The 23,108-nt window shown below is 64.4% G+C and carries 22 protein-coding genes and 1 pseudogene; 11 read left to right on the forward strand and 12 right to left on the reverse strand.

The genetic code is table 11. The features are described from left to right. Positions 1 to 156: 156 nt before the first annotated feature. Positions 157 to 570, forward strand: a pseudogene (locus EN853_RS20715) (enoyl-CoA hydratase-related protein); the annotation flags it as partial. Here EN853_RS20715 and EN853_RS20720 read toward each other — a convergent pair. From EN853_RS20720 to EN853_RS20740, 5 genes are all read right to left on the reverse strand, one after another. Continuing rightward, positions 549 to 863 (reverse strand): cupredoxin family copper-binding protein, encoded by a 315-nt coding sequence (locus EN853_RS20720; protein ID WP_127861411.1) that lies wholly within the window; start codon positions 861 to 863, stop codon positions 549 to 551. The pseudogene EN853_RS20715 and the gene EN853_RS20720 sit on opposite strands and share 22 nt — an antisense overlap. Beyond that, on the reverse strand, positions 860 to 1,384 hold the full coding sequence (locus tag EN853_RS20725; protein ID WP_127861410.1) for a DUF4142 domain-containing protein: 525 nt from the start codon (positions 1,382 to 1,384) through the stop codon (positions 860 to 862). The genes EN853_RS20720 and EN853_RS20725 overlap by 4 nt, the downstream gene beginning before the upstream one ends. A gap of 219 nt (positions 1,385 to 1,603) precedes the next feature. Continuing rightward, positions 1,604 to 2,317, reverse strand: coding sequence for an RNA polymerase sigma factor (locus tag EN853_RS20730; RefSeq protein ID WP_127861409.1), 714 nt, complete (start codon positions 2,315 to 2,317; stop codon positions 1,604 to 1,606). Positions 2,318 to 2,396: 79 nt separating this feature from the next. Next, positions 2,397 to 3,482 (reverse strand): HPP family protein, encoded by a 1,086-nt coding sequence (locus EN853_RS20735; RefSeq protein WP_127861408.1) that lies wholly within the window; start codon positions 3,480 to 3,482, stop codon positions 2,397 to 2,399. A gap of 226 nt (positions 3,483 to 3,708) precedes the next feature. After that, entirely contained in the window at positions 3,709 to 4,875 is a 1,167-nt protein-coding gene (locus EN853_RS20740; protein WP_127861407.1) for a cystathionine beta-lyase, read from the reverse strand. 554 nt (positions 4,876 to 5,429) lie between these two features. Between EN853_RS20740 and EN853_RS20745 the strand changes: the two genes are divergently transcribed. The 5 genes from EN853_RS20745 to EN853_RS20765 all read left to right on the forward strand — a co-directional run bounded on the left by EN853_RS20745 (position 5,430) and on the right by EN853_RS20765 (position 10,466). Further along, a complete protein-coding gene (locus EN853_RS20745; protein WP_127861406.1) occupies positions 5,430 to 6,458 on the forward strand; it encodes an amino acid ABC transporter substrate-binding protein in 1,029 nt (342 codons plus the stop codon). Between the two features lie 62 nt (positions 6,459 to 6,520). After that, positions 6,521 to 7,708: an amino acid ABC transporter permease gene (locus tag EN853_RS20750; RefSeq protein ID WP_127861405.1), complete on the forward strand. Its 1,188-nt coding sequence runs from the start codon at positions 6,521 to 6,523 to the stop codon at positions 7,706 to 7,708. Positions 7,709 to 7,712: 4 nt separating this feature from the next. After that, on the forward strand, positions 7,713 to 8,870 hold the full coding sequence (locus tag EN853_RS20755; RefSeq protein WP_127861404.1) for an amino acid ABC transporter permease: 1,158 nt from the start codon (positions 7,713 to 7,715) through the stop codon (positions 8,868 to 8,870). Positions 8,871 to 8,884: 14 nt separating this feature from the next. Next, entirely contained in the window at positions 8,885 to 9,688 is an 804-nt protein-coding gene (locus EN853_RS20760) for an amino acid ABC transporter ATP-binding protein (protein ID WP_126084530.1), read from the forward strand. 109 nt (positions 9,689 to 9,797) lie between these two features. Beyond that, positions 9,798 to 10,466, forward strand: coding sequence for a TIGR02117 family protein (locus EN853_RS20765; protein ID WP_127861403.1), 669 nt, complete (start codon positions 9,798 to 9,800; stop codon positions 10,464 to 10,466). Positions 10,467 to 10,543: 77 nt separating this feature from the next. On the opposite strand, the gene EN853_RS20770 is transcribed toward EN853_RS20765, so the two are convergent. Then, entirely contained in the window at positions 10,544 to 11,779 is a 1,236-nt protein-coding gene (locus EN853_RS20770; RefSeq protein WP_127861402.1) for an FAD-dependent monooxygenase, read from the reverse strand. Positions 11,780 to 11,807: 28 nt separating this feature from the next. After that, a complete protein-coding gene (locus EN853_RS20775; RefSeq protein ID WP_127861401.1) occupies positions 11,808 to 12,053 on the reverse strand; it encodes a zinc-finger domain-containing protein in 246 nt (81 codons plus the stop codon). Positions 12,054 to 12,291: 238 nt separating this feature from the next. Here EN853_RS20775 and EN853_RS20780 point away from each other — a divergent pair, with 238 nt between their 5' ends. Beyond that, on the forward strand, positions 12,292 to 14,487 hold the full coding sequence (locus tag EN853_RS20780; RefSeq protein ID WP_127861400.1) for an RNA degradosome polyphosphate kinase: 2,196 nt from the start codon (positions 12,292 to 12,294) through the stop codon (positions 14,485 to 14,487). Then, the gene (gene ppx, locus EN853_RS20785; RefSeq protein ID WP_127861399.1) at positions 14,484 to 16,019 is read left to right on the forward strand and encodes an exopolyphosphatase; all 1,536 of its coding nucleotides are present in this window, start codon (positions 14,484 to 14,486) and stop codon (positions 16,017 to 16,019) included. Before EN853_RS20780 ends, ppx begins: the two co-directional genes overlap by 4 nt. Positions 16,020 to 16,023: 4 nt before the next feature. On the opposite strand, the gene EN853_RS20790 is transcribed toward ppx, so the two are convergent. The 4 genes from EN853_RS20790 to EN853_RS20805 form a co-directional block, all read right to left on the reverse strand. Continuing rightward, a complete protein-coding gene (locus EN853_RS20790; protein WP_127861398.1) occupies positions 16,024 to 16,446 on the reverse strand; it encodes a DoxX family protein in 423 nt (140 codons plus the stop codon). Positions 16,447 to 16,577: 131 nt separating this feature from the next. Next, complete coding sequence (locus tag EN853_RS20795; RefSeq protein WP_127861397.1) at positions 16,578 to 17,000, reverse strand: DoxX family protein; 423 nt, start codon at positions 16,998 to 17,000, stop codon at positions 16,578 to 16,580. Between the two features lie 188 nt (positions 17,001 to 17,188). Next, positions 17,189 to 18,586: a class II fumarate hydratase gene (fumC, locus tag EN853_RS20800; protein WP_127861396.1), complete on the reverse strand. Its 1,398-nt coding sequence runs from the start codon at positions 18,584 to 18,586 to the stop codon at positions 17,189 to 17,191. 261 nt (positions 18,587 to 18,847) lie between these two features. After that, positions 18,848 to 19,330 carry a cupin domain-containing protein gene (locus tag EN853_RS20805; RefSeq protein WP_127861395.1) on the reverse strand — a complete coding sequence of 161 codons (483 nt, stop codon included), beginning with the start codon at positions 19,328 to 19,330 and terminating at the stop codon, positions 18,848 to 18,850. Between the two features lie 104 nt (positions 19,331 to 19,434). Here EN853_RS20805 and EN853_RS20810 point away from each other — a divergent pair, with 104 nt between their 5' ends. Further along, positions 19,435 to 20,403 carry a LysR family transcriptional regulator gene (locus EN853_RS20810; protein WP_127861394.1) on the forward strand — a complete coding sequence of 323 codons (969 nt, stop codon included), beginning with the start codon at positions 19,435 to 19,437 and terminating at the stop codon, positions 20,401 to 20,403. Between the two features lie 155 nt (positions 20,404 to 20,558). Here the strand turns inward: EN853_RS20810 and betI are convergent, their stop codons facing one another. Further along, positions 20,559 to 21,209: a transcriptional regulator BetI gene (betI, locus tag EN853_RS20815; protein ID WP_127861393.1), complete on the reverse strand. Its 651-nt coding sequence runs from the start codon at positions 21,207 to 21,209 to the stop codon at positions 20,559 to 20,561. Positions 21,210 to 21,291: 82 nt separating this feature from the next. On the opposite strand from betI, the gene choX reads away from it, so the two are divergent. Both choX and EN853_RS20825 read left to right on the forward strand, forming a co-directional pair. Next, positions 21,292 to 22,230, forward strand: coding sequence for a choline ABC transporter substrate-binding protein (gene choX, locus EN853_RS20820; RefSeq protein WP_127861392.1), 939 nt, complete (start codon positions 21,292 to 21,294; stop codon positions 22,228 to 22,230). A gap of 17 nt (positions 22,231 to 22,247) precedes the next feature. Continuing rightward, a complete protein-coding gene (locus EN853_RS20825) occupies positions 22,248 to 23,072 on the forward strand; it encodes an alpha/beta hydrolase (RefSeq protein ID WP_127861391.1) in 825 nt (274 codons plus the stop codon). Positions 23,073 to 23,108: the final 36 nt, after the last annotated feature.

Consider the following 23,108-nt stretch of genomic DNA (forward strand, 5'->3'; position numbering starts at 1 on the left):
GGCTCAACTCGGCCATCTCAGTGCTCCTGTTCCAAGATTGCGCTTCAACAGCCGCAATCCTTCAAAACAGAAGCCTCAACCGCAAACCGACCCGCCAAATGCCGCGTCAGCGGCTTCGTTCAATCCCTCTTCGATTCTGTCAAAAGCTGAACCGCTCTAGCCGGGCGCAAGCGGGCGCTCGAGCTGCTGTTGACCGGCGAGCCGTTTTCGCCCGCGCGGGCGCTGGAGCTCGGCCTGGTCAACCAGGTCGTGCCGCATGCGGACCTGATGCCGGCCGCTCTCGATCTCGCGCAGCGCATCATCCGCCATTCGCAAGCAGCGGTGGCGGGCATCCTCACAGCCGTGGCGCGCGGCATCAACTTGAGCATAGCCGAGGGCCTGCTGGTCGAGGCCGAGCAGTTCGCCCGCATGGCCCCGACCGCCGACCTAGGCGAAGGGCTCAGCGCCTGGATCGAGCGGCGTGAAGCGGCCTATGGCGGCTCATGGGCGCATGCCACCCGTCGAGGCGAGGCGCGGTGCGCCTCGCTGCAGCTCGACCGGGCGGCGGGTCAGGGCGAAACCTCCACATGACCCTTCATGTTGGGGTGGAAGCGGCAGAAATAGTCGACCGCTCCTGCTGCCTTGAGCGTGATCCTGCCCTTCGACTTCGGCGGAATCATCACCTCCCAGCCTCCCTTCACCGTGGCGGTGTGGGCGAACGCATCCTTGTTCACCCACTCGATCGTGTCGCCGACCTTGGCCTCAACGCTTGCCGGCGAGAACACCAGTCTGTCGATCGTCACCTCGATCGTGGCGGCGAGCACCGGCGAGGCGATCAGCGCCAGCGCCAGCGCGACCGGAAGCGAAAGCAGGCCGGCCCTCATTTCAGCGCGCCGGCGACGTGTTCGGCGTGCTGCTCATGCCCCTGGAAGATCTTGAGGCCGGTCTCCAGCAGGCTCTTCAGCTCGGCATTGCTGGCCGACGGGATGAGCAGCGTTTCGAGCGCGCCGTCGACCTGCTTGTGATAGGCCACCTCGTTCTCGATATAGGCCTTGTCGAAGGCGGCGCCCTTGAGCTTCGCCAGCTTGGCGCGCTCCTCCTTCGCTGCCTTGGTCAGCGCCTGGCTGGTGGCGTTGTCCTCCGGCGTCACCTTCAGCTTCTTCACCAGGGCGAGCGCCTGGCTGTTCACCGCCTCATGGTCGCGCTCCATGTCCTTGGCGAAGTCGACGACTTCCTTGGTCTTGGACTTCTTGATCGCCAGCTTTGCCGCCTCGATGTCGAGCGTGCCGGCCGTGTAGGCGATATGGGCGATCTGCGGGTCGGTGGGTTTTTCCGCGGCTTCGGCCAGCGGTGCGGCGCTGACAAGGAGGAAGGCGGCGAGGGCGGCGGTCGGTCGAATAAACATGGCATCTCCTTCGCCCGGCACGAGGGCTTCGGGCTTCATCTGGTGTTGACTGCCATTGGATGCGGGGAGGGGCGAAACCTCCCGGGAGAGGTGGCGGGACATACATGTTGGAGATTGCATGTTGGAGATTGGCCGAAAAGCTCATCAATTCGTCATCCTAGGGCGAAGGGATGGCGGCGATGCCTATCCTCAGCGCGGGGCTTCGCGTCTGAACGCGCCTCAGCCCTCGAACCCCAGCCTTCTCATCACCGCCTGCGTCAACCGCTCACACCGGCGCCCGGCGAAAGGAAAAGCGTCGAGCAGCACTGGGCCGATCTCGTCGTCCAGCGCCTTGCGCACCAGCGTGCGCGCCCGGTGCAGCCTGGTCTTCACCGTCTCCGGCCTGATACCGAGCAGATCGGCGGTTTCCTCGATGCTCAGGCCCTCGATGACGCGGGCGACGAAGACGGTGCGATAGACGTCGGGAAGGCTGTCGGTTGCCCGTTCGACAAGTGCCAGGATCTGTCGCTGCGCCATCGTCCGCTCCGGATCGTCGCCAGGGTTCAAGTCACTTGAGTTCAAGTCGCTAGGGTTCAAGGGAAACCGGATGATCCGTGCCTTCGGGTTTTCGGGCATCGCCACGATGCGTTTTTTCTTGCGCAGTCGGCCGAGCGCCTCGTTGATGACGATACGCGACAGCCAGGTGGCCAAGGAGGCATCGCCGCGGAAGGCCTCGAGATTGGCGAAGGCGCGCATATAGGCTTCCTGCACGATGTCCTCGGCCTCGGCGTCGTTGCGCACCACGCCGCGCGCGATGCGGTAGAGTCGCTGGTTGTGCGTCTTGATGATGGCGCGGAAGGCACCCGCTTCGCGTGCGAGCGCCCGGCGCACCAGCGCCATGTCGCCATCATCGGCCGCGGCGATAGCGGCAGCTTGCAGTGCGGGCTTCCTCATTGCGCCACGACTCCCGGCAGGTGTTGCATCCTGGGATTGGATGCGCCTGCCGGCAAAAGGTTCCCGGGCTTTTCGGTGCCTATGCTACAGCCTTCAGCGGCGCCCCGTCTGCAGCCTGGATGCGCGCTGCGGCGGCCAGCAGGTCGGTCTGGGTGATCAGGCCGAGGATATGCCGGCCGGCGTCGACGATCACCACCGCGTGGCTGCGCCCGTCGGTCAGCACCGGCAGCAGGCTCATCGCCGGCATGTCGGGCGAGGCGGTGTCGGCCTTCGACATCACCTCCTTCACCATGCCGGTCGCGCCCGTCAGCTCGCGCAGGCCGACCGCGCCGACCAGTTTTGCCTCGGCGTCGACCACCGGCAAGGTGCGGATATTGTGGTCGAGAAGCTGCTTGCGTGCCTCTTCGGCAGAGGCATTCTCCGGCACCGAGATCACGTCGCGGGACATGATGTCCCGGCAAAGCAGCGTGCGCTGCGCGCGCACCATCGCCTGCAATTCGACCTGGCGCAGCAGCCTTTCGATGTCCTCGCGGTCGATGTCGAAAGTCTCGTCGAGCGCCGCAAGCGCGGCATCGACATCCTCGGGCCGGAAGCCGACGCGCTCCGCCGGCGGCCGGTCGGCGGTGCCGTGGCTGCTGGCCGCCGGCACATGCACATGCGGATAGTTGCGCCGCGACAGCTTGTGGAAGAGGAAGCCGAGCGTGACCAATATGACCGAGTTCAGCGCCACCGGCACGAAGGGAAACAGGAAGCCGGCGGCGGCGACGGCCGGCCCGCCGAGCACGCCGGTGAGGGCGGCAGCCCCGCCCGGCGGATGCAGCGAGCGCGTGAACGACATGGCGGCGATGGCCAGCGCCACCGCCAGCCCGGAGGCGATCACCGGGCTGTGCACGTAATGCGCCACCGTCACGCCGACCAGCGCCGAGATGGTGTTGCCGCCGATGATCGACCAGGGCTGCGCCAGCGGGCTCGACGGCACGGCAAAGAGCAGCACCGCCGAAGCGCCCATCGGCGCCACCAGCAGCGCCACATGCGGGCCACTGCCCATGGCGAGCCCGCTGATCAAGCCGGTCAGCGCGATGCCGACGGTTGCGCCGATGCAGGCAAGCAGACGCTCACGCAGCGTGGCGCCGGCGAGGATTGGAACGAAGAGGCGGAACGCCATGGCAAGTCCGGTTCGAATAGCTTGAGTTGTCGAATGGTGGATTGCGTTTGCTCGCAATGCCGCCGAAGCCACGGAATTGGAAGCCAAACCAATCCGCAATATTGCAACCACAGAGAATATTATTGCGCGGTGCAATCCGCGCGGCATGTCGCCGGCGGCCTTGGCTTTCTCAAAAGCGCCAAGACGTTACGTGTGTTTGCAATCCGCTTGTTAAGCGCTCAGCCCATCATCCGGCCGCGGCGGCGAGCCCGCGCATGATATCCGCCTTGAGATCCGCGACGTCCTCGAGCCCGATCTGCAGGCGGATCAGCGGCCCGGCATAGTCGCCCTTGGCGATGGTGCGGTCGCCGAGGAAGACCGGCACGGCAAGGCTCTCATAGCCGCCCCAGGAATAGCCCAGGCCGAATATCGTCAGCGCGTCGAGGAAGGCGTGCTGCTCCCTCTGCCCGCCGCCCTTGAGCACGATTGAGAAGATGCCGCTCGAACCGCAGAAGTCACGCTTCCACAGCGCGTGGTCGGGGTGGCTCGGCAGCGCCGGATGCAGCACCTGCGCCACGCCCGGCTGCCCCTCCAGCCAGCGCGCGATCTCAAGCGCGCTCTTCTGGTGATGCTCGAGCCTGATCCCCATGGTGCGCAGGCCGCGCAGCACCTGGTAGACGTCGTCCGGCCCGGAACAGCAGCCCAGCGTGCAGAACCCTTCATAGAGCCGCTTCCAATGCGCTTCATTGGCCGAGACCGTGCCGAGCAGCACATCGGAGTGGCCGGCCGGATATTTCGTCGCCGCATGGATCGAGATGTCGACGCCGTGATCGAGCGGCTTGAAATAGAGCGGCGTCGCCCAGGTGTTGTCCATCATGACGATGGCGCCCGCGGCATGCGCCGCCTTCACGATAGCGGGAATGTCCTGCACCTCATAGGTGTTCGACCCCGGCGATTCCGTGAACACCACCTTGGTGTTCGGCTTGATCAGAGCGGCGATGCCGGCGCCGATTCGCGGATCGTAATATTCGATCTCGACGCCGAGGCGCTTCAGCATGGTGTCGGCGAAGTTCCGCGTCGGGTGATAGACGGAATCGACGATCAGCAGGTGGTCGCCGGCCGAAACGAAGGTGACGAGCGGAATGGTCACCGCCGCGAGGCCTGACGGCACCGCGATCGTCCCGGCCGACCCTTCCAATGCGTCGACGGCGAGCGTGAGCGCATCCGTGGTCGGCGTGCCGCGCGTGCCGTAGGTGTATTTCTGGCCGCGCGAGGCCATCGAGGCGGCGTCTGGATAGAGCACCGTCGAGGCATGCACGACCGGCGGATTGACGAAGCCGAAATAGTCGCGCGGGTTGTTGCCGGAATGGGCAAGCCGCGTGTTGATGCCGATCTCGCTGTCGTTTTTCGCCATGTCCGTTGCCTGTCGTGGGATGTCGGGAGCCAGCCATAGAGCGGCGGAACCGGGCGCGCAACCGCTCCGAGCCCGCCAAGCGACGGTGTTTGGATGGGCCAAACATAAGATTCTCCGGCTCATCGTGCGCGCCCGTTGCGGACCTTCGGCGGATATCTGCCGGAACGCCGCTGGCGCGCCTTGCTCAGCCATGAATCATGTCAGTCCTTCCTTTGCCGGCGACAGTAGTGGCGGGCAAGGATTCAGGTAACGTTCAGATGCTCACGGGAGCGAATTTGCCGGTTCCGGTTGCAGCTCTTGACCAAATCGCGGGCGCTTTTGTCTGCAATTCGGGCATTTGCGGCAATCGGTTTTCAAACCCGTCGCAATTCGGTCATTTCCCTTGACCTCACAGGAATAATCGCCTTCGATGCGTTTCGTGAATGGGAGGCAGTGCATCGGTATGATGCGGGTCCGGGAGTGGGCCGAAGCGGGAGCTGCATTCACGAACGAAAAAAGATCAGGGCTGCCTGGGAAGCAGGGGCGCCTGTAAAGCAGAAAAGGGTCTGTGGGTCATGAAACACATTGCAATCGGCATTCTTGGCGCCGCCGCGCTCGGGTTTATGGCGTCGGCAGCTTCGGCCGGCACGCTGGATACCGTCAAGCAGAAGGGGTTCATCCAGTGCGGCGTCTCGACTGGCCTCGCCGGCTTCTCGGCGCCGGACGACAAGGGCGACTGGAAGGGAATCGATGCGGATTTCTGCCGCGCCGTCGCGGCTGCCGTCTTCGGTGACGGCTCCAAGGTCAAGTTCACGCCGCTCAGCGCCAAGGAGCGTTTCACCGCCCTGCAGTCGGGCGAGATCGATATCCTCTCGCGCAACACCACCTGGACGAGCAACCGCGACAGCGCGCTCGGCCTGGATTTCGTCGGCGTCACCTACTATGACGGCCAGGGCTTCATGATCAACGCCAAGAAGCTGCCGGGCGTGAACTCGGCGCTGCAGCTTTCGGGCGCCGCCGTCTGCGTGCAGAGCGGCACCACGACGGAGCTCAACCTCGCCGACTACTTCAAGAAGAACAAGATGGAGTACAACCCCGTCGTGTTCGAGAAGCTGGAAGAGGTCAACGCCGCCTATGACTCCGGCCGCTGCGACGCTTACACCACTGACCAGTCCGGCCTCTATGGCATCCGCCTGACGCTCTCTTCGCCGGCCGACCACGTCGTGCTGCCCGAGATCATCTCCAAGGAGCCGCTCGGCCCGGCCGTTCGCCAGGGCGACGATCAATGGGCACATATCGCGCGGTGGACGTATTTCGCGCTGCTCAACGCCGAGGAAGCCGGCATCACGCAGGCCAATGTCGACGAGATGAAGTCTTCGACCGACCCGAATATCCAGCGACTGCTCGGCACCGAACCCGATGGCAAGTACGGCGCCGATCTCGGCCTGTCCAATGACTGGGTCGTCAACATCGTCAAGGCTGTCGGCAACTACGGTGAAATGTTCGAGCGCAATGTCGGCTCGGGCAGCCCGCTCAAGATCGCGCGAGGGATCAACGCGCTGTGGACCAAGGGTGGCCTGCAATATGGTCCGCCTGTCCGCTGATTGAAACGTGATCCGGGAGGCAGGTCGTCTGCCTCCCGGTTTCTCTTTCCAGGGGACTGTCCATGGCTTCGCAGGAAATCCTTCGCGAGGAGCCGAGTCGCGGCTCCTTCATCAATGACCCGAAAATACGCAGCCTGTTCTTTCAGACGCTGGTGGTGGTTCTTCTGTTCGCCTCGATCTGGTGGATCGTCAACAACGTCATCGAGAACCTCCAGCGCCTTCACATCGCCTCAGGCTTCCAGTTCCTCAGAAACAGGGCCGGTTTCGACATCTCCGACACGCCGATTGCCTACACATCGGACGCTACCTATGGCCGTGCGCTCCTGGTTGGCCTCATCAACACGATCATCGTTGCAGTCGCCGGTATCATCACCGCTACGATCATTGGATTCGTCATCGGCATCGGACGCCTGTCTCATAACTGGCTGATCCGCAAGATCTGCACGGTCTATGTCGAGATCTTCCGCAATATCCCGCCGCTGCTGGTCATCTTCTTCTGGTATTCGGGCGTGCTCGCGGTGCTGCCGCCGCCGCGCGAGAGCTATCACCTGCCGTTCGGCTCCTTCCTCAACCAGCGCGGCTTCTATTTTCCGCGCACCATCTGGGGCGACGGCTCCTGGCTCATTCTGGTCGCTTTCATCGTTGCCCTCGCCATGGCGTGGTTCGTCGCGCACCGGGCACGCCAGCGGCAAATGTCGACCGGTCAGCAGTTTCCGGTCTTCTGGACATCGGTGGCTCTGATCGTCGGTCTGCCCGTGCTCGCCTTCCTGCTTGCCGGCATGCCGCTCACCTTCGATTTCCCGAAGCAGTCGACCTTCAACCTGACCGGGGGATTCCAGATCAAGCCCGAGTTCCTGTCGCTCTATCTGGCTTTGTCCTGCTACACGGCGGCTTTCATCGCCGAGATCGTGCGCGCCGGCATCAAGGGTGTCAGCAAAGGCCAGAGCGAGGCCGCGGGCGCGCTTGGCCTGCGTTCCGGTCCGATCCTGCGCCTGGTGGTGATCCCGCAGGCGATGCGTATCGTCATCCCGCCGCTGACCAGCCAGTATCTGAACCTCACCAAGAACTCGTCGCTGGCGATCGCCATCGGCTATCCCGATCTGACAGCCACCGCCGGCACGGTGCTCAACCAGACCGGGCAGGCGGTCGAGGGCGTGTTCATCATGATGATCGCCTACCTGGTGCTGAGCCTCATCACCTCCGCGGTGATGAACGTGGTGAACGCCAGAATGGCGCTGGTGGAGAGGTAGGGCCATGCAGGAACACGACATGTCCTGGGTGCGCACGGAGATGGCGCTGGCGCAACCGGCGCCGCCCACCGAACGCGGCGCCTATGCCTGGGTGCGCAAGAACCTCGTTGGTTCGGTTGGCGATACCATCCTCACCGTTCTCGGTATCGCCATCGTTGCCTGGATCCTGCCGCAGGTCATCAACTGGGCGTTGATCAACGCGCAATGGACAGGGCCGGATCGCACGGTGTGCACCACCGCCTCGCAGGGCGGCATCCATCCCGACGGCTGGACCGGCGCCTGCTGGGCTTTCGTCAACGCCAAGTTCGGCCAGTTCATGTTCGGCACCTATCCGGTCGAGGAGCGCTGGCGGCCGATCCTGGTCGCCATCCTGTTCGTGGCGCTTTTGGTGCCGATGCTGATCCCGAAGGTGCCGCGCAAGGGGCTGAACGCCATACTGCTCTTCCTCATGCTGCCGATCGTCGCCTTCTTCCTGCTCATCGGCGGCGTGTTCGGTCTGCCGCATGTCGAGACTTCGCGCTGGGGCGGGCTGTTGGTGACGCTCAGCCTCTCCTTCGTCGGCATCGCCGTATCGCTGCCGCTTGGCGTGATTTTGGCGCTCGGCCGACGCTCCAAGATGCCGATCATCAAATGGCTTTGCGTCGTCTTCATCGAGACGGTGCGCGGCATTCCGTTGATCACCGTGCTGTTCTTCGCCAGTGTCATGCTGCCTCTGTTCCTTCCCGCGGGCGTCACCTTCGACAAGTTCCTCAGGGCGCTGATCGGCGTGTCGCTGTTTGCCGCCGCCTATATGGCGGAGGTGGTGCGCGGCGGCCTTCAGGCGATCCCGAAGGGTCAGTATGAAGGCGCCGATTCGCTCGGCCTCGGCTATTGGCAGAAGATGGGCCTGATCGTGTTGCCGCAGGCGTTGAAGCTGGTCATTCCCGGCATCGTCAACACCTTCATCGGCATGTTCAAGGACACCAGCCTGGTGCTCATCATCTCGATGTTCGACCTGCTCGGGGTGGTGAAGCAGAACTTCGCCGACGCCAACTGGGCGACGCCACAGACCGCGAAGTCCGGCCTTGTGTTCGCCGCCTTCGTATTCTGGCTGTTCTGCTTCGGCATGTCGCGCTATTCAATGTACACCGAACGCCGGCTCGACACCGGCTACAAACGATAAAAGGGGAATTGGCCATGAGCACCGAAAACGCCGTCAGCGCGGAAGACATCAAGGTCGATGCCAAGAAGATGCATGTCTCGACCACCGATGTCGCCATCGACATCGTCGGCATGCATAAATGGTACGGCGAATTCCATGTGCTGAAGGATATCAACCTCAAGGTGATGCGCGGCGAGCGCATCGTCATCTGCGGCCCGTCCGGCTCGGGCAAGTCGACCATGATCCGCTGCATCAACCGGTTGGAGGAGCACCAGAAGGGCAAGATCATCGTCGACGGCAAGGAACTGACCAACGACCTGAAGAAGATCGACGAAGTGCGCCGCGAGGTCGGCATGGTGTTCCAGCACTTCAACCTGTTCCCGCACCTCACCATCCTGGAGAACTGCACGCTGGCGCCGATCTGGGTGCGCAAGACGCCGAAGAAGCAGGCGGAGGAAATCGCCATGCATTTCCTCAAGCGCGTCAAGATCCCGGAACAGGCCAACAAGTATCCCGGACAGCTCTCCGGCGGCCAGCAGCAGCGCGTGGCGATCGCCCGCTCGCTGTGCATGAACCCGCGCATCATGCTGTTCGACGAGCCGACCTCGGCGCTTGATCCGGAAATGATCAAGGAAGTGCTGGAGACCATGGTGGGCCTGGCCGAAGAGGGCATGACCATGCTTTGCGTCACCCACGAGATGGGCTTTGCCCGCAAGGTCGCCAACCGCGTGATCTTCATGGACCAGGGCCAGATCGTCGAGCAGAACACGCCGGCCGAGTTCTTCGACCATCCGCGCCATGAGCGCACGAAACTGTTCCTGTCGCAGATCCTGCACTGAGCGGCAGATCGCCGACCTGAAGAGCCCGGCCGCGAAACGGCCGGGCTTTTTTGTTATCCGGGCGATCGGCTGAGGGGCAATTCGATTGAACGGGAACCGCAGCACCGTGATGAGAAAGCTCAGGCGCTTCCTGGCCATGCTGGTTGCCGCGGTGCTTCTTGCCGCGGCGCTCGGCACGTTGGTGCCGCGTCCGCTCTGGCCGGCGGCGATGGCCGGAGGCGAGGGCGCCCGGCACATACTGGTGCTCAAGAACCCGATCCACACCGACATCGCGATACCGGTCGATGACGGCGTGCGCCGGCGCTTCCATTTTCTCGCGGACGCCGGCCTGCCGGCCGATGCACCGGCGGCGCGCTACCTGGTTTTCGGCTGGGGCGGCCGCGCCTTCTATCTGGAGACGCCGACTTGGTCGGAGCTGAAGGCCGTCCCTGTCCTGAAGGCGCTCACGCTCGATGCTTCGGTGATGCATGTCGACATCGTCGGCGCGATTGCCGAGGCGCACCCCGATGTCGCCGGCTTCGACATTGACGAGCAGCATTTCTCCGCGCTCCTCGACTATATCGCGGCGAGCTTCCGCCAGGGGCCGGAGGGGCCGATCGCCATCGACAATGCCGGCTATTCCAGCTTCGACCGCTTCTACGAGGCCAACAGCCATTTCAACGCGCTTATCGGCTGCAACACCTGGACGGCAGCGGCACTGCGCACCGCCGGCCTGCGCACCGGCTGGTGGAACCCGCTTCCGGTGTCGCTGGAGGTGTCGATGAGGTTGTACAATTAGCGATCGCGCAATAGCACAATTGCCGGCGCCTTGTTCCTTCGCGCCAGCCTATTCAACTTTCTCGCCCGTAAGGCGTCCTACCGCCTCACCACCTTCCTCTCCTCCCACCCGTAAAGCCAGTCCAGATCAGCAGCGAGCTTCTCCGCCGGCCGCGTCGCCAGAACCAGGTTTCGCGCGATGGCGACCGGGCCCCAGGCGTGCCAGGCGAGCTTGTTGAGCGCGCCGCGCCCGAGCACCTTCTCAACGCGCGGACGCCTGAGATTCTCCCAGATGGTTAGGCTTTGCCGCGGATCGTCAGGGAAATCGGCAACCAGATTGGCGAGCATCGCGGCGTCCTCTATTCCCATCGCCGCACCCTGCGCCGCGAAGGGCGTCATGGCGTGCGCGGCGTCGCCGATGAGCGCCACCCCCTCCGGCATCGTCCAGCGCCGCTGCTCGACGGTATGGATCGGAAACGCCGTCCATGGCCCGGCAAGCGCGGCGAGCTTTGCCAGCGCCGGCGCTGTGCCGCGCATGGCGCCGGCAAGAATGGCTGGATCAGCATGGCCCGACCAGCCCTCGGCAATGCGCTCGCCCTTGGTGAAGGCCGCCAGGTTGAAGGCGCTGCCCTTGCTCACCGGATAGGCGACCATGTGGAAGCCCGGATGGAGGAAAGTGGTGACACAGTCGATGGCGCCGATCGCCGTGAAGGCCTGGCCGGCGGCGCTTGTCGCCGCCACTGTGGCGCGCCAGGCGAGCTCGCCGGAAAAACGGCTGTTGGCGAAAGCGGGCTGTGCCCCGGCAAGTTGCGATCGAACCGACGACCAGACACCGTCGGCGCCCACCAGCAGGCCGCCGGCCGCCTTCGCGCCGCCGCCGTCCGTTTGCGCCGTAACGACGATGTTTTGCGGCGCGACGGCAATGTCGGTCACCCGCGCTCCGGTGACGAGCTGGATCTCGGGGTGCTCCGCCATCCGCGACGTCAGCGCCGCCTGCAGGTCGGCGCGGTGCGCCACCAGATAAGGCGCGCCCCAACGGTCCTCGCCGGTCTGGCCCAGCGGCACGCGCGCCAGCTCGCGCAAGCTGGCGGCGTCCTTCAGCACCACCGCCTCCGGCCTGATCGCGCTCAGCCGCAACCGGTCGAGCGCGCCAAGCTGGCTCAAGATGCGGGTCGCGTTGGGAGAGAGCTGGAGCCCGGCGCCGGCGGCTTCGATCTGCCTGGCCTGTTCCAGCACCGTGACGGCGCTACCGCGCCCGGCAAAGGCAAGTGCTGCCGTCAGCCCGGCGATACCGGCCCCGGCGATGACGACCTGCCGGGACCGCGCCTCAGTCATGATCTAGCAGTCATCCACGATCGGCGGGTCAGGCCGCCTGGTCGATATAGAGGCAGCCGGCGGGCTGCGTTTCCGTCGGCTTCAGCTTCGGCGAAAAGCGGTAGAGCGTCGAGCAATAGGGGCAGACCTTCTCATTGTCGTCGCCCATGTCGAGGAACACATGCGGATGGTCGAAGGGCGGGTTGGCGCCGGTGCACATGAATTCCCGGACGCCGATGTCGATGACCGGATGGCCCGCATCGTTCTGGAAATGGGGAATGGAACCGCCTGCCATCGTCGTCTCCTTCAGTTCGGCACGTTTGCATCTGGATCATAACCGGCGAGTTTGCAAGATCGATGAAATGAAACTGTCGCAAAAGGCTGGCAGAGGATAAGTTGAGCCGGTTAAGCGCATGACCTTGGGAATCGGAGCGATTCCGTGACCGATCATGCGTCACAAAAGCGTGTTAGAGCGTCGATCACGCGCCCGGCGGTGTGTGGCGCTCAAACAGAACGGTTGCGGACGAGGAACCATGAGCGAACTGAGGCCGGTGCAGAGCGAGTTCATCGGCGTCGAGGCGGCGAGCCCCGACGGCGGCAATCCCGACCGTTTCGTCAACCGCGAATTCTCCTGGCTGCAGTTCAACCGCCGGGTGCTGGAGGAGTCGCTGAACGAGCATCATCCGCTGCTCGAGCGCGTTCGTTTCCTGTCGATCTCGGCCGCCAATCTCGACGAGTTCTTCATGGTCCGCGTCGCCGGCCTTGCCGGCCAGGTGCGCGAGGGCATCGCCCTGAAGAGCCCGGATGGCCGCACGCCCGAGCAGCAGCTCGAGCAATTGCTGCGCGAGGTCGAGCGCCTGCAGGAGGACCAGCAGAAGAGCCTGTCGGTCCTGATGGAGCTGCTCAACAAGGAAGGCATCGAGAGTATCACCCGCGAAGCGCTCACCAAGGACGAGAAGGCCTGGCTGGAAGAGCATTTCCAGGACCAGGTTTTCCCGGTGCTGACCCCGCTGTCGATCGATCCGGCACATCCGTTCCCGTTCATCCCCAATCTCGGCTTCTCGATGGCGCTGCAGTTGCGCCACCGCAAGAACGGCGAGGAGATGAGCGCGCTGCTGCGCCTGCCGGTGGCGTTGCGGCGCTTCATCCGTCTGCCCGACCGCAAGCATCACGTGCGCTTCATCCCGCTGGAGGAAGCGGTCGGTCTCTATATCGGCAAGCTTTTCCCTGGCTATGAGGTCAAGGGCTCGGGCACGTTCCGCATCATCCGCGACAGCGATATCGAGGTCGAGGAAGAGTCGGAAGACCTCGTGCGCCTGTTCGAGACGGCGCTGAAACGCCGCCGCCGCGGCTCTGTCATCCGCATCGAATTCGACACGCTGATGCCGGCCGAGCTGCGCGAGTTCGTCGCCGGCGAGCTCGGCGTGTCGTCGAGCCGCATCAGCGTGCTCACCGGCCCGCTGGCGCTCAACCAGATCTCCGAGATTGTCGCCATCCCGCGCGACGACCTCAAATTCACGCCCTACAACCCGCGCTTTCCCGAGCGCATCCGCGAGCATGGCGGCGACTGCCTGGCCGCCATCCGGGAGAAGGACATCATCGTCCACCACCCCTACGAATCCTTCGACGTCGTGGTGCAGTTCCTGCGCCAGGCCGCCGCCGATCCAGAGGTGGTGGCGATCAAGCAGACGCTCTACCGCACCTCGAACGACAGCCCGATCGTGCGTGCATTGATCGACGCGGCCGAGGCCGGCAAGTCGGTGACCGCGCTTGTCGAGCTCAAGGCGCGCTTTGACGAAGAGGCCAATATCCGCTGGGCGCGCGACCTCGAGCGCGCCGGCGTCCAGGTCGTGTTCGGCTTCCTGGAGTTGAAGACGCACGCCAAGATGTCGCTGGTGGTGCGCCGCGAGGACGGCCGGCTGCGCAACTATGTCCATCTCGGCACCGGCAACTACCATCCGGTCACCGCCCGCATCTACACCGACCTGTCCTTCTTCACCACTGACCCGACGATCGCGCGCGACGTCGCGCAGATCTTCAACTTCATCACCGGCTATGCCGAACCGGCGGAGGAGATGCGCCTTGCCGTGTCGCCCTTCACGCTGCGCGACCGCATCCTGAAGCACATCTCCGACGAGATCGCCCATGCGCGCGAGGGCCGGCCGGCCCGCATCTGGATGAAGATGAACGCGCTGGTCGACCCGATCATCATCGACGCGCTCTATGACGCCAGCCGCGCCGGGGTCGAGATCGACCTCGTCGTGCGCGGCATCTGTTGCCTGCGGCCCCAGGTGCCGGGTCTTTCGGAAAACATCAGGGTGAAGTCGATCGTCGGCCGCTTCCTCGAGCACAGCCGCATCTTTTGCTTCGGCAACGGCCACGGCCTGCCGTCGGACGAGGCGATCGTCTACATCTCCTCGGCCGACATGATGCCGCGCAATCTCGACCGCCGCGTCGAGACGCTGGTGCCGATCACCAATCCAACTGTGCATGAACAGGTGCTTGGCCAGATCATGCTCGGCAACATCATGGACAACCAGCAAAGTTTCGACGTATTGGCAGACGGGACCTCCCGGCGCGTCGTGCTGGAGGAGGGCGAGGAACCGTTCAACGCGCAGGAATATTTCATGACCAATCCGAGCCTTTCCGGACGGGGTGACGCGCTGAAATCGCATGCGCCCAGGCGCATTGCCCAGTTCAAGCGCCGCAAGAAGAACGGCGCCGCGTGATTTCAACGTCCCAGGGCCGGCTCCAGGACCGGCGGCCGCTGTCGATCATCGACATCGGATCGAACTCGATCCGCCTCGTTGTCTATGAAGGGCTGGCGCGCTCGCCGACCATCCTGTTCAACGAGAAGATGCTGGCCGGCCTCGGCCGCGGCATCGTCTCGACGGGCAAGCTCGACCCAGAGGCGGTGACGCGCTCGATGGAGGAGTTCCGCCGTTTTCGCGCGCTTTCGGACCAGGCGGGCGCCGAGCACATGTATGTGCTGGCGACCGCCGCGGCGCGCGAGGCGGTCAACGGCCCGGACTTCATCCACCGCGCCGAGGATGTGCTGAGGACCGAGATCCGGGTGCTGACCGGGCGGCAGGAAGCGCACTATTCGGCACTTGGCGTGATCTCGGGCTTCCACCCGGCCAACGGCATCGCCGGCGACCTCGGCGGCGGCAGCCTGGAGCTCATCGACATCAATGGCGAAGCCATCGGCGACGGCATCACGCTGCCGCTCGGCGGCCTGCGCCTGCAGGACATGGCGAAGAACTCGCTCGTCCAGGCGCAGAAGATCGCGCGCCAGGAACTGGCGCGGGCGAAGCTCCTGAAGGGCGGGCAGGGCAGGGTCTTCTACGCCGTCGGCGGCACCTGGCGAAACCTCGCGCGGCTCCACATGGAGATGAACAACTACCCGCTCGGCGTCATGCACCATTACGAGATCGCCGCCGACAGCGCCCAGAGCTTCCTCAGGCAGGTGGCCAGGGGGGAGGTCGAGAAGGTCAAGGGCATCGAGGGCGTGTCCAAGAACCGCCGCTCGCTGCTGCCCTATGGCGCCCTGGTTCTGCAGGAGATCATGGCGGCGATGCAGCCCTCGAAGATCGTCGTCTCCGCGCTCGGCGTGCGTGAGGGTTTCCTCTATTCCCTGCTCGACGAAGCCGAGCAGAAGACCGACCCGCTGATCTCGGCGGCCGAGGAACTGGCCCTGCTGCGCTCGCGGTCTGTCCACCACGCATATGACCTGGTCGAATGGACCGGCAAGGCCTTCAGGGCCTTCGGCATCGACGAGACCGAGGACGAGGCGCGCTGCCGCGAGGCGGCGTGCCTGCTGGCCGATATCGGCTGGCGGGCGCATCCGGAATATCGCGGCAAGCAGTCGCTCAACATCATCGCGCACGCCTCTTTCATCGGTGTCGACCACCCTGGCCGCGCCTATCTGGCGCTGGCCAGCGCCTATCGTCATGACGGCATTTTCAACGAGACGATCGCGCCCGAGATCAAGGCGATTGCGCCGCCGCGCTATCTTGAGCGGGCGCGTGTGCTGGCGGCGATGATGCGTGTCGTCTATCTCTTGACGGCGGCGATGCCGGGCGTGATGCCGAGGCTGAAATGGGAAAGCCGCGGCAACGGCACTCTGGCGCTGGTGCTGCCGGCCTCGCTCTCGGACCTTTACGGCGAACGCCCGGCCGGCCGGCTGGCGCAGCTTGCGCGCATCACCAACCGCCGCCTTGTGCTGGCGGTCGAGGGCGGACCCAGTGTCTCGGTGAAATAGCAGGTCACGTCACTTCGGCGCCGATGCCGAAATTGCGGCCATCCGCCGACCAGGCGCCCGCGCCGGCCATGGCGAGCGCCAGGAAACCGCCGGCAATGGCGATGTCCTTCATCAGCATCTGCTGGTGCATGAAGGCGAGCATCGCATCGTCGGCACCCTGGCCGAAATGGCCGATGAAGCCGGCGACGATCGAGAAGGCGGCCAGCAGCAGCGCCACGATCCGCGTCTGGAAGCCGACGAGGATCAAAAAGCCTGCGATCAGCTCGAAAAGGCCGGTGCCCCAGGCGGCAAGTGTCGGCAGCGGCAGGCCGAGGCCGGCGAAATAGCTGGTCGTGCCTGCGATGTTGGTCAGCGCCTGGAAACCCGAAGGCACGAATAGCACGGCAAGCAGGAGCCGCGAGATAAGAAGCAGTGCGTTGCGGAACATGGCCACCTCCCTTGCCGGTGACAAGTCGGGATCACACCGGCTGCCGTGCAGTTTACGCCTGCAACCGGCAAACGAAAAAGCGGCGCGGAAAATTCCGCGCCGCTTTCATTTGAGGCTTGGGAGGGGAAAGCTCAGCCGCGCTTGGCGTCGATCGAATAGGCTCCGGCGCCGGCAGAAGCGAGCATGATGAAGCCGCCGGCGATGGCGAGGTTCTTGAGGAACTGGATCATCTGCATCTGGTCGGCCCAGCCGGTGTGAGCGACCAGCCCGGTGGCGACCGTGAAGATCGCGAGCACCCAGGCGGCGGCGCGCGTCTGGAAGCCGACGAGAATGGCCAGGCCGCCGAGCAGTTCGATCAGGCCGACGACGATGGCGGTGACTGTCGGCAACGGCAGGCCGAGAGCGCCAAAATATCCGGCGGTGCCGGAAATGGCGGTCAGCTTGCCGAAGCCGGAAAGCAGGAAGATGACGGCGAGCAGCACGCGGCCGAGCAGGATGGTGGTGGAGTTGTTGGATGCAGTGCCGACGGTTGCGGCGGAAGTGTTGATGGACATGGCGAGTCTCCGAGCGGGGTTGAATGCCCATTCAGATAGACGACGAAGACTGTTCACCAAAGCCGCTTATGCGGCAACACATTGTTCACAGAATCCATATTTCTGAGATCGCGCGATCGGCGCGAAATTCATGTCGCCGGCTTAGGCTGCGGGAGTAAATTGTCCCGCCGCCAAATACCTCCCAACACTTATCCCGGATGCGTCATGTCCTCCGGCCGCACCAGCCGGTCGTAATCGGCTGCGCTGACCAGCCCGGTGGCCAAGGCCTCCTCGCGCAGCGTGGTGCCGTTCTTGTGAGCGGTCTTGGCGATCTTGGCGGCGTTGTCGTAGCCGATGGTGGGTGCGAGCGCCGTCACCAGCATCAGCGAACGCTCGAGCGCCGCCTTGATGTTGTCTTCCCGCGCCTCGATGCCGACCACGCAATTGTCGGTGAAGGACACGGAAGCGTCGGCGAGCAGCTGCACCGACTGCAGGAAGTTGTAGGCCATCAGCGGGTTGTAGACGTTGAGCTCGAAATGGCCTTGGCTGCCGGCGAAGGTGAGCGCTGCGTTGTTGCCGAACACCTGCACGCAGACCTGCGTCAGCGCCTCGCACTGGGTCGGATTGACCTTGCCGGGCATGATCGAGGAGCCCGGCTCGTTTTCCGGCAGCGACAGCTCGCCGAGGCCCGAGCGCGGGCCGGAACCGAGCAGGCGGATGTCGTTGGCGATCTTGAACAGGGCCGCGGCCGCCGCGTTGATCGCGCCGTGCGAGAACACCATGGAATCATGCGCGGCCAGCGCCTCGAACTTGTTCGGCGCGGTAACGAAGGCGATGCCGGTGATGGAAGCGATGCGATCCGCTACCTTCTCGGCGAAACCCACCGGCGCATTGAGGCCGGTGCCGACCGCGGTGCCGCCCTGCGCCAGTTCCTGCAGGCCTGGCAGCGTCTGCTCGATGCGCTTGATCGAGGACACGACCTGCGCGGCATAGCCGGAAAATTCCTGGCCGAGCGTCAGCGGCGTGGCGTCCTGCGTGTGGGTGCGGCCGATCTTGATGATGTGGTTGAAGGCGCGGGCCTTGGCATCGAGCGCCTTGTGCAGGTGGTGGAGCGCTGGGATCAGATGGTGCGCGACGCGCTCGGCGCAGGCGATGTGCATGGCCGTCGGATAGGTATCGTTGGACGACTGGCTCATATTGACATGGTCGTTCGGGTGCACGGGCTTCTTGGAGCCCAACACGCCGCCGAGCATCTCGATCGCCCGGTTCGAGATCACCTCGTTGGCGTTCATGTTGGACTGCGTGCCCGAGCCGGTCTGCCAGACCACCAGTGGGAAGTGCGCGTCGAGCTTGCCGTCGATGACTTCCTGCGCGGCGTCCACGATCGCCTTGCCGATCGCCGGGTCGAGCCGCTTCATCTCCATGTTCACTTCGGCCGCCGCGCGCTTGACGACGCCCAGCGCCCGCACGATCGAGGCCGGTTGCTTTTCCCAGCCGATCTTGAAATTGCCCAGCGAACGCTGCGCCTGCGCACCCCAATAGCGGTCGGCCGCGACCTCGATGGGACCGAATGTATCGGTTTCGGTTCTGGTCTTTTCTGCGCTCACGGCAAGTCTCCGGTCTGTCGATTTGGGCAAGGGCGTATCGCGTTGCACAAATGGCATCAAGCGGAGATTGCGGGGCAGAGGGATGCAAATCGTTTGAAGAGGTGCGCCCTTCCTTCTCCCCCTGTGGGAGAAGGTGGATCGGCGCGCAGCGCCGAGACGGATGAGGGGTGTTCCAGCGGAGTGAGACGTTGGCGTTCCCTGGAACACCCTCATCCGTCGCCTTCGGCGACACCTTCTCCCACAAGGGGAGAAAGGGGGAGATCAGCTCCCCATCGGCGGTCCGATAATGTCGATGCCGTTCTCGGCGCACAGCCTCGTCAGCGCCTCAATCATCTCAGGCGTTGGCGCCGCCGGCTGCGGCAGCTCCGGCCGTTCGGCGGGGCGGCTTGCCTTGCGAACCATCGTCTCGAAATCCGCGCCGCGCGTGACGGTGAGCGTATGCGCGCCTTCGGGGGATTCGACCTTGAACGTATGCGGCAGGCCTTTCGGCGCGATGACGGTCTCGCCGGAACCGACGATCCGCTCATGGCCGTTGATCTGGAAACGCATCCGTCCCTCGAGGATGTGAAAGATCTCGTCCTCGTTCAGGTGCACATGCAGCGGCGGGGAATCTCCATAGGGCAGGCGGTGCTCGATGACGCAGATGCCGTCATCGCCGTCGGCCGAAGAAACCTGGATGGCGACGAGCGTGTTGTTGAACCACAGGAGCTCCTTGCCTGCGATGGCGCTGTTGATCATTGTCATGGGGTGAACTCCCTTTGTCGGGCCGGCGAAGCGGCGTCGATGAGACCTAACCAAGGACCGGCCGGCGAAGGAAATCGAATGATCGTATGGGCTGAATTGATGCGATGAATTTGAATGCGCTCGACCTCAATCTGGTGAGGGTCCTCGACGCGCTTTTGCGCGAGAAAAGCGTGACGCGCGCCGGCGAGCAGATCGGCCTCAGCCAGCCCGCCGTCAGCGCGGCGCTCAACCGGCTGCGCCACGCGCTCAACGACCAGCTTTTTGTCCGGCGCGGCAACGACATGGTGCCGACGCCGCGCGCCGAAAGCCTGGCCGAGCCGGTGCGCGCGGCGCTGCGCGAGATAGAGCGCGCCTTCCAGCCCACGACCGCCTTCGATCCGGGCCGGCTGGAGCGCACCTTCACCTTCATGGGCGCGGACTTCTTCTCGATGCTCCTGATGCCGCCCTTTGCCGCGCGCATCGCGAGGGTGGCGCCCGGCGTCTCGTTCCGCTTCCTGGACAGCGCAATCGGCGATGTCTCCAGGTTGCTGCAGGAAGATCAGGTCGACGTGGCGCTGGAGCGTCCGCTGGAGGTCGCCGAATGGGTCTCCAGCGTGCCGCTGTTCGGCTCGCCCTTCGCCGTCATCGCGGCCAAAGACAATATCGCGCTACGCCAGGCGGGCATCAGTGAAGGCGAGCAAGTGCCGCTCGATCTCTTCTGCGAGCTGCCGCATGCGCTGCGCTCCATCGACGGCTCGATGTCTGGCTTCACCGACGACGCGCTGGGCAGGATGGGCCGGACGCGCCGCGTCATGCTCGCCTTGCCGCATTTCCAGGCCGTCGCGCTGGCGGTGGCCAGCGGACCCTATCTGGCGGCCGTCCCACGGCAGTTCGCGACGGCAGCCGCAAAATCCTTGCCGATCGGCATTTATCAGGCGCCGATCGCCATTCTTTCGCCGGCGGTGAGAATGTACTGGCACGCCCGCCGCGACGACGAGCCGCCGCATCGCTGGATCCGCGAGCAGATCCTCGAAGAGGTCGCCGCACTCGGATTCAAGGATTGGGATGGCATCGAGGCCAGCGTTTCGGACTAGACTTCACCCAGCCGTATAGCCGCCGTGTACGAGCTGCCGGTCACCAGCGCCCGCTTGCCCCGAAGTCGCATCGCCATGCTCCTGCTTTTGCCGCGGGAATGCAGCGCCGAATGGCGCGAACGGTCAACCCGAGGGCCTATCGCCTGGTCTGAACTTTATCCGGCCGAGGCCAGGCCGACGGGGGCAGATTGGCGCATGGCAAGCCGCCCCGCGACATAATCCTTCACCTGGCGGACCGCCTGCTCGCGCGTGACGCTGCCCGGCTGCAGGCCGAGCCTGAGCCACAGCCCGTCGATCAGCGCCGTGACGCCGAGCACGATCTCGTCGGCCACATCCGGTGATGTGAGGCTATGCAGGCCGGACAATAGGTTCGAGCGCATGCGCGCGTGGATGACCTTCTGGATGCGCGCCAGCTTGTCGTCGCGCGGCACCTCGGCGCAGAGCGAGAGCCAGGCATGGCAGAGCGGCGGCAGGAACAGATGCTCCTCGAAATTGCCCTCGATCACCGCGTCCAGCCGTTCCATCGGGGTCCGCGCCCGCTTGAGCCGCGCCACCACAGCGTTGCACAGCACAGCATTGGCCTCGCGCATCGCGTGCTCGAACAGTTCCTGTTTGTTGCGGAAATAATGCAGCACGATGCCTTTCGAGGCGCCGGCCTGGGCCGCCACCTTTTCAAGCGTCGCGCCAGCGATGCCTTCTCGCTCCAGCACCGTGAAGGCCGCCTGCCGCAACTCCTTGCGGCGTATGTCGCTGAGACGCGTGAGTTTCACCGGCTCGATCCATGCATTGCGAATCCACGTTGACATTTTCGTCCGCTCAGATCAATGATTGACCAATGGGACAATAAATAGACCAAGAGGTCAATATCTCTCGATGAGGAGAACTGGAATGTTGCGCATGCTTGCGAATGGCGTCTGTCTCGCCGCCTTGATGCTGACCGCTCAGACGGCTTACGCCGCCGAGGCGGATGAGTGCAGGGTGGTCCGCATGGCGGAGCCCGGCTGGAACGATCTCGCCTTCACGACGGGCGTGGCCAAGGTTCTGCTACAGGCGCTGGGTTATGAGCCGCAGAGCGAGGTGCTTGGCATCAACGTCATCTACGAAGGCATGAAGAACAAAGACCTCGACCTGTTCCTGGGCTATTGGGACCCGGCGATGGTCACCTATTATGCGCCCTACAAGCAGGACAGCTCGGTTGAGAACGTGCGTGTCAATCTGGTCGGCGCCAAATACACTTTCGCCGTGCCGACCTATGTCTGGGAGGCCGGCGTCAAGGACTTGTCCGACCTGCATAAGTTCGCCGACAGGTTCGGCAAGAAGATGTATGGCATCGAGCCCGGCTCCAACCAGCTGATGATGGACGCCATCGCCGATCCCCAGTTCGGCCTCGACGGCTGGCAGGTGGTCGAATCCAGCGAAGCCGGCATGCTCTCGGAGGTCGGCTACGAGATCAAGGAGAAGCAGTTCATCGTCTTTCAGGGCTGGGCGCCGCACCCGATGAACACGATGTACGACTTCAAGTATCTGACCGGCGGCGACAAGTTCTTCGGCCCGAATTTCGGCGCCGCCACCGTGACGACGCAGGTGCGCAAGGGCTATCTGCAGGAATGCCCGAACGTCGCGCAGTTCCTGAAGAACCTCGCCTTCGACATCGATATGGAGAATGTCGGCATGGGCTACCTCATCAATGACGGCATGAAGCCGGAGGAGGGGGCGCTGAAGTCGATCACGCTCAGCAAGGACCGGCTCGATGCTTGGCTGGCCGGCGTCACCACTTTCAATGGCAAGCCCGGCCTAGCCGCGGTCAAGGCAAAGCTCGGGCTGTGAGGCCGGCGACATTGGAAATGCTGGAGCAAGAGGCGGAGCAGGGCGCCTGGGCTGGCCGCAAACGGTTCGCCGCTGTCGGCGGTCTCGATCTCGCCTACGTCGAGGTCGCCGGATCCGAGCCGCCGCTGCTGCTCGTCCATGGCTTCACCGACACCAGCCGCAGCTTCTCGCTGCTGGCGCGGCATCTCGCCGGCCGGCGGCTGATCATGCCCGACCTGCGCGGCCACGGCGCTTCGCGGGCCCGCGGCGGCTGCGACGTCGCCGATTTCGCCGAGGACATTGCCGGACTGATCCGGAGGTTGGGACTCAACCGGCCGATCGTCGTCGGCCATTCTCTGGGCGCCATGGTTTCCATCGCGCTGGCGTCGCGGTACCCGCAATTGGTCGGCGGACTGGTGGTCATGGCTGGCACGCTCAAAACCGGCTTCTTGCCGGATCATCCATTGGTGACCGGCGTTGAGGCGCTACGCGATCCGATCTCTCCGGCTGATCCGTTCTTTGAGTGGTGGCATCAGTGCGGACCCGACGTGCCGCGTGCCTTTCTCGTCGGCATGGCGAGGGAAGCTTCGGCGATCCCGGCGGCGCGCTGGCGCGCCATTCTCGAAGAAATCCGCAGGACGGATCTCACTGCCGCGGCCAAGGCCGTGCAGGCCAAGACGCTGATCATCGCCGGCGCTTGCGACCCGCTTTTCGGTGAAGCGCACCAGCAGGAACTGGCCCAAGCCCTGACCGGATCACGTCTCGTGTGGGCGCAGGATTGCGGCCACAACCCGCATTGGGAGGATCCGGTCTTTGTCGCGGAGGTCTTCAGCCGGACCTTCGGAGCCAGTGACGTCCCTTAAATTCGATCTCAGAGATCCGCCCAAGCCACCGGCCGA

This window comes from Mesorhizobium sp. M1C.F.Ca.ET.210.01.1.1 (genome assembly GCF_004791585.1).
In the GTDB taxonomy this organism is placed as follows: domain Bacteria; phylum Pseudomonadota; class Alphaproteobacteria; order Rhizobiales; family Rhizobiaceae; genus Mesorhizobium.

Bases quoted from the DNA above. Each gene is read 5' to 3' on its own strand.
- EN853_RS20720 (WP_127861411.1), bottom strand. From the start codon at position 863: ATGAGGGCCGGCCTGCTTTCGCTTCCGGTCGCGCTGGCGCTGGCGCTG.
- EN853_RS20725 (WP_127861410.1), bottom strand. From the start codon at position 1,384: ATGTTTATTCGACCGACCGCCGCCCTCGCCGCCTTCCTCCTTGTCAGC.
- EN853_RS20730 (WP_127861409.1), bottom strand. From the start codon at position 2,317: ATGAGGAAGCCCGCACTGCAAGCTGCCGCTATCGCCGCGGCCGATGAT.
- EN853_RS20735 (WP_127861408.1), bottom strand. From the start codon at position 3,482: ATGGCGTTCCGCCTCTTCGTTCCAATCCTCGCCGGCGCCACGCTGCGT.
- EN853_RS20740 (WP_127861407.1), bottom strand. From the start codon at position 4,875: ATGGCGAAAAACGACAGCGAGATCGGCATCAACACGCGGCTTGCCCAT.
- EN853_RS20745 (WP_127861406.1), top strand. From the start codon at position 5,430: ATGAAACACATTGCAATCGGCATTCTTGGCGCCGCCGCGCTCGGGTTT.
- EN853_RS20750 (WP_127861405.1), top strand. From the start codon at position 6,521: ATGGCTTCGCAGGAAATCCTTCGCGAGGAGCCGAGTCGCGGCTCCTTC.
- EN853_RS20755 (WP_127861404.1), top strand. From the start codon at position 7,713: ATGCAGGAACACGACATGTCCTGGGTGCGCACGGAGATGGCGCTGGCG.
- EN853_RS20760 (WP_126084530.1), top strand. From the start codon at position 8,885: ATGAGCACCGAAAACGCCGTCAGCGCGGAAGACATCAAGGTCGATGCC.
- EN853_RS20765 (WP_127861403.1), top strand. From the start codon at position 9,798: ATGAGAAAGCTCAGGCGCTTCCTGGCCATGCTGGTTGCCGCGGTGCTT.
- EN853_RS20770 (WP_127861402.1), bottom strand. From the start codon at position 11,779: ATGACTGAGGCGCGGTCCCGGCAGGTCGTCATCGCCGGGGCCGGTATC.
- EN853_RS20775 (WP_127861401.1), bottom strand. From the start codon at position 12,053: ATGGCAGGCGGTTCCATTCCCCATTTCCAGAACGATGCGGGCCATCCG.
- EN853_RS20780 (WP_127861400.1), top strand. From the start codon at position 12,292: ATGAGCGAACTGAGGCCGGTGCAGAGCGAGTTCATCGGCGTCGAGGCG.
- EN853_RS20790 (WP_127861398.1), bottom strand. From the start codon at position 16,446: ATGTTCCGCAACGCACTGCTTCTTATCTCGCGGCTCCTGCTTGCCGTG.
- EN853_RS20795 (WP_127861397.1), bottom strand. From the start codon at position 17,000: ATGTCCATCAACACTTCCGCCGCAACCGTCGGCACTGCATCCAACAAC.
- EN853_RS20805 (WP_127861395.1), bottom strand. From the start codon at position 19,330: ATGACAATGATCAACAGCGCCATCGCAGGCAAGGAGCTCCTGTGGTTC.
- EN853_RS20810 (WP_127861394.1), top strand. From the start codon at position 19,435: ATGAATTTGAATGCGCTCGACCTCAATCTGGTGAGGGTCCTCGACGCG.
- betI (WP_127861393.1), bottom strand. From the start codon at position 21,209: ATGTCAACGTGGATTCGCAATGCATGGATCGAGCCGGTGAAACTCACG.
- choX (WP_127861392.1), top strand. From the start codon at position 21,292: ATGTTGCGCATGCTTGCGAATGGCGTCTGTCTCGCCGCCTTGATGCTG.
- EN853_RS20825 (WP_127861391.1), top strand. From the start codon at position 22,248: ATGCTGGAGCAAGAGGCGGAGCAGGGCGCCTGGGCTGGCCGCAAACGG.